This is a genomic window from Streptomyces sp. 8P21H-1 (assembly GCF_013302945.1).
Genome location: NZ_JABTYA010000313.1, coordinates 1 through 5,200 on the forward strand (window position 1 = coordinate 1; position 5,200 = coordinate 5,200).

The window sequence follows — 5,200 nt, forward strand, 5'->3', positions numbered from 1 at the left end:
AGGGCCACCGACCACAGCCGGGCGGCGAGGCCCTGCTGTGCCACCGAGGCCCCGATCCGCGCCTCCGGGGCGGCCAGCGACCGCACGACCCTGCGGACACGGCGGGTGAGCGGATCGGGCCCGGCGACGGCGTTCCGCGGCGCGTAGACCTCCGCGAGCGTCGGCAGCGGCGGGCGTCCGGTGCGCAGGACGAAGAACCCCCCGGGAGAGGCGGGGGAGGCGGCGGAGGTGAGGGAAGCCGGGGAGGCGGCGGAGGTGAGGGAAGCCGGGGAGGCGGCGGAGGTGAGGGAAGCCGGGGAGGCGGAGGAGGTGAGGGAGGCGGGCCGGTCGGGGCCCGGGGCGGAATCCATGGGGACCAAGTACACCAAGACGGAGATCGAGTACACCGAGGGGGCATAAGGACGCGGGCGGGCGGGTTGCAGTGGGTGTCACCAGACCTGGGGAGGACGGGGTCCGGTACGTACTCCATCGGCAGTAGGACCCAATGACTGCTCAGGGACGACGACACAGAGCCTTTCGCAAGGGATCGTCATCACCATGGAAGCCGACCGTTCGCCGCACCGGACGCCCCGCCCGACAGGGCGCGTCCGTCCCACGCAGAGGAGCGACACATGAGTGCACTCGTGCTGTCCGTGGTGCTCTCTCTCGTCTCCGCCGTCGCCTACGCCGGCGGGGCCATCGTGCAGGAACGCGTCGCCGCGACCACCCCCGATCACGCGTACGCCCCCATGCGCCGGCCCGTCTGGTGGGCGGCGGTCGGTCTCAACGCGCTCGGCGCGCTGCTGCACGTCGTGGCGCTGGCCTACGGGCCGCTCAGCCTGGTCCAGCCGCTGGGCGCGCTGACCATCGTGTTCGCGCTGCCCATGGCGGCCGTCTTCGTGCGCCGCAGGGCCGGGGCGACGGCCTGGCGGGGCGCGATCATGGCGACGGTGGGGCTGGCCGGACTGCTGGCACTGGTCGGCACGGCGGACTCCCAGTCCCTGAGCGGCACCCAGCGTGCCGTGGTGGGCCTGGTGACCGGCGGCGCCGTGGTGGCGCTGATGACGGCGGCCCGCGCGGCGCACCGGCATCCGGCCGTGCGCAGCGTGCTGCTGGCCGTCGCGGCGGGTGTCGCCTTCGGCATGTCCTCGGTGTTCACCAAGACCGTCGCGGTGGACTGGACGGGCGGTGTCGTGCTCGCCGATCTGCCGAGCCTCGCCGTGATCGGCGTCCTGGCGACCGCCGGGATGCTGCTGTCGCAGGCGTCCTACCGGGGCGCCGGTCTCGCGGCCCCGCTGGCCACGCTGACCGTCGTGAACCCGATCGTGGCCGCCGCGGTGGGCCTCACCATGTTCGGCGAGACGTTCCGGTACGGCACCACGGGCACGGTGCTCGCCCTGGGCTGCGGGGTCGTCGCCGCGGGCGGCCTGATCCTGCTCACCACCGAGCGGCTCGGCGGCACGGAGCGGCCCGACGGCACGGAACGTACGCGGCCGGTTCCGCCGGCTGCCGGAACGGCGTCTCCGGCCGCCGCCCCCGTGGAAGCCGCGCCGAGCCCTTTCGTGGCGGGGAAGGCCGCGGTGCTTCCCGGTCAGGGCGGCCCGGTCTCCGTGCGCCGTGGGATCTCCTCGGAGGCGCGCGAGCGGGTGGTCGCGGCGGCCGGGGCGCGAGGAGAAACGTTCACGGGGGCCGCTGCCCGCGAGGTGGCGCACTCCTTCGCCGGCGGCATCGATGAGACGGTACCGGCCTCCGCCGACCCTCCCCGGGTACCCGGGGAGGCACTCGCGACGGCCGCCGGACCGTTCGCCTCCGGGCGGACGGCGGCACCGGTGCCGCCGCTCGGTTCCAACGGTCCTCCGCCGTCCGGTTCCCAAGGGCCCGGGCCCCGGCCGTCCGGCGAGGTGCCGGGCGGTCCGGACGGTCCGGGTGGTCCGGGCGGGGCTCCATGGCTCCGGGGTGCCTCTTACGGCATCCTGTACCCGCCCCTCCTGCTGCCCGCCCCGGTGGGGACGCACTCGTGCGTCAGGGCGTGACGGCGCGTTCCCGCGCCGTGGCCCGGCGTTGGCGGCCGTCCCGCGATCACAGCCTGACGCCACCCGCACGCAGGTAGGCGATGGGATCGATGTCGCTGCCGAACCCGGGCCCCGTCCGCACCTCGAAGTGCAGATGCGGGCCCGAGCTGTTGCCCGTGGAGCCCGAGCGGCCGATGCGCTGGCCGCTGCCCACGCTCTGCCCGGCCCGTACGGAGATCGCGGACAGGTGGGCGTACTGGCTGTAGCGGCCGTCGCCGTGCCGGACGACCACCTGGTAGCCGAACGAGCCGCCCCACCCCGCGGTGACCACGGTGCCCGCCGCGACCGACTTGACGGAGGTACCGGTGGGCACCGGGAAGTCGACGCCCGTGTGGTAGCCCTTCGACCAGGAGGAGCCCGTGGCGTGGTACGGCGTTCCGGTCCCGGCGCTCACCGGGGCGGACAGGGTGTGCGTGACCGACCGGACCTTCTTCTCCGGCTTGTCCTCGACTTTCTTCTTCTGCTGCTGCTTCTGCTGCTTCTGTTCCTTCTTGCCGGCCTTTTCGGAGGAGGTGCCTCCGGCACCCGGCGCGGCCTTCGTGCGCAGGCTCAGCCGCTGGCCGGGGACGATCAGGTCGGGGTCGGAGCCGACGGTCTCGCGGTTGGCGTCGTACAGCCCCCGCCAGCCGCCCCGCACCTCACGGGTGCCCGCGATGCCGGAGAGCGTGTCGCCGCGGACGACCGTGTACATCTCAGCGGTGCCGGCCCGGGACTGCGGCGTGGTCTGCGGCTGCACGTCGACCTTGCGCCCGGTGGTCCGCGTGGAGGTGCCGGAGGGGTCGATGTCCGGGCTGTCGCCACCGCGGGTGAGCCCCGCCCGCTGCGAGCAGACGGGCCAGGCGCCCGGTCCCTGCGCCTTGAGGACCTTCTCCGCGACGGCTATCTGCTGGTCCTTGGTGGCGAGGTCGGCGCGTGCCGCGTAGGCCCTGCCGCCGTAGGCCTCCCAGGTGGACCGGCTGAACTGCAGTCCTCCGTAGTAGCCGTTGCCGGTGTTGATGCGCCAGTTGTTCGTGGACTCGCAGGCGGCGACCTTGTTCCAGGTGTCCACGTCGGCCGCGTTCGCGACGCCGGTGCCGATGAGCGGTATCGCCATTCCGGCACCGCCCACCGTGACCGTGAGCGACGCGCGGTTGATCCTGTTGGGCTGATACCGGCGGTGCCGGCCGCGTACGGCCATGAAGGTGCCCCCTCGACAAGCGTCAGGAGCGGCCAAAGTAAACGCTGCTAACAGGCCGTGACAAGAGGGCTGTCGGCCGCCTCATTCCGCCAAGTGACCGGGAATGCACCTTCGTTGCCCGCCGTTGGTGTGTATGCCCGCGGCAGGTGTGGGGGTGAAGTTCGCCGTGAGTTCGCCGGAACACTGAGGCAAGGACGCTTCGGCTGCGTACACACCGTCGGCAGGGCAGGATGTGCGGTCCGGGAACCGGCACGTCAGCATGGTCGGTGGGCGATGCCGGCGGGCGGGCCCGGCACAGTGATCACAGGATCTTAGGAGCCAAACCGTATGAGCAACTCAGCGCAGATCGGCGTCACGGGACTCGCGGTGATGGGGCGCAATCTCGCCCGCAACTTCGCGCGGAACGGCTATGCCGTCGCTCTGCACAACCGGACGGCGGCGCGTACGCACGCGCTGGTGGAGGAGTTCGGCAGCGAGGGCGACTTCGTCGCGACGGAGACGGCCAAGGAGTTCGTGGCCGCGCTGGAGCGGCCCCGCCGTCTGGTGATCATGGTGAAGGCCGGTGAGCCGACCGACGCGGTGATCCAGGAGTTCGCCCCGCTCCTGGAGCCCGGCGACATGATCATCGACGGCGGCAACGCGCACTTCGCGGACACCCGGCGCCGGGAGCGCGAGCTGCGCGAGCAGGGCATCCACTTCGTCGGCGCGGGCATCTCCGGCGGCGAGGAGGGCGCGCTGCACGGCCCGAGCATCATGCCGGGCGGCCCGGTCGAGTCGTACGACTCGCTCGGCCCGATGCTGGAGAAGATCTCCGCGAAGGCCGAGGACGGCGCGCCGTGCGTCACGCACGTCGGCCCCGACGGCGCCGGGCACTTCGTGAAGATGGTGCACAACGGCATCGAGTACGCCGACATGCAGCTGATCGGTGAGGCGTACCAGCTGCTGCGTGACGTGGCCGGTTACTCGCCCGCGCAGATCGCCGACATCTTCCGCACCTGGAACACCGGGCGGCTCGACTCGTACCTGATCGAGATCACCGCCGAGGTCCTGTCGCACGTGGACGAGGCGACGGGCAAGCCCTTCGTGGACGTGGTCCAGGACCAGGCCGAGCAGAAGGGCACGGGCCGCTGGACCGTGCAGATCGCGCTGGACCTGGGTGTGCCGGTGTCGGGCATCGCGGAGGCGGTGTTCGCCCGCTCCCTGTCGGGCCACGGCGCGCTGCGCGAGGCCTCCCGCGGGCTGGCCGGGCCGACGGCGTCCACGCTGGACGAGTCCGAGGCGGCGGCCTTCGCCGACAGGGTGGAGCAGGCGCTGTACGCGTCGAAGATCGTGTCGTACACGCAGGGCTTCCACGAGATCGCGGCCGCCAGCGCCGAGTACGGCTGGGACATCGACCTGGGCGCGGTCGCCTCGATCTGGCGCGGGGGCTGCATCATCCGGGCGGCGTTCCTCGACCGCATCCGCGCCGCCTACGACGCGCGCGCGGACCTGCCGAGCCTGCTCTCCGACGACACGTTCGCGCAGGAGATCGCGGCGGCGCAGGACGGCTGGCGCGCGGTGCTGGTCTCCGCCGTGCAGCAGGGGGTGCCGACGCCCGGGTTCGCGGCGGCGCTGGCGTACTACGACGCGCTGCGCGCCGAGCGGCTGCCCGCGGCGCTCACGCAGGGTCAGCGGGACTTCTTCGGCGCGCACACCTACCGGCGGACCGACCGGGAGGGGTCGTTCCACACGCTGTGGGGCGGGGACCGGTCCGAGGTGTCCGGCTGAGGGCCCGTAAGAAGGGCTGAGGGCCCGTGACGGGCTGAGGGCCGGTGGGGGCCGGCGCCGGTCGCGTGGTTCCCCACGCCCCTGAGAACGCCCCCACCGGCTCTGCCGCGCCGTCAGCCCAGGGGGCCCGGCTGGGGCTCCGGGGCCGGGGTCGGGTCCGGGCCGGGGGCCGGCCTCGGGGGCGGCTGCGGCACCGGGCTCGGGG

The 5,200-nt window shown here is 73.3% G+C and carries 3 protein-coding genes and 1 pseudogene; 2 read left to right on the forward strand and 2 right to left on the reverse strand.

Features of this window, described 5'->3' with window-relative positions; all coding sequences use genetic code 11:
- Positions 1 to 350, reverse strand: a pseudogene (locus tag HO151_RS07525) (hypothetical protein); the annotation flags it as partial.
- Positions 351 to 611: 261 nt separating this feature from the next.
- Between HO151_RS07525 and HO151_RS07530 the strand changes: the two are divergent.
- Positions 612 to 2,012: a DMT family transporter gene (locus tag HO151_RS07530; protein WP_254594782.1), complete on the forward strand. Its 1,401-nt coding sequence runs from the start codon at positions 612 to 614 to the stop codon at positions 2,010 to 2,012.
- A gap of 46 nt (positions 2,013 to 2,058) precedes the next feature.
- On the opposite strand, the gene HO151_RS06560 is transcribed toward HO151_RS07530, so the two are convergent.
- Complete coding sequence (locus HO151_RS06560) at positions 2,059 to 3,228, reverse strand: transglycosylase family protein (protein WP_173895147.1); 1,170 nt, start codon at positions 3,226 to 3,228, stop codon at positions 2,059 to 2,061.
- Positions 3,229 to 3,555: 327 nt separating this feature from the next.
- On the opposite strand from HO151_RS06560, the gene gndA reads away from it, so the two are divergent.
- The gene (gndA, locus tag HO151_RS06565; protein WP_173895148.1) at positions 3,556 to 4,995 is read left to right on the forward strand and encodes an NADP-dependent phosphogluconate dehydrogenase; all 1,440 of its coding nucleotides are present in this window, start codon (positions 3,556 to 3,558) and stop codon (positions 4,993 to 4,995) included.
- Positions 4,996 to 5,200: the final 205 nt, after the last annotated feature.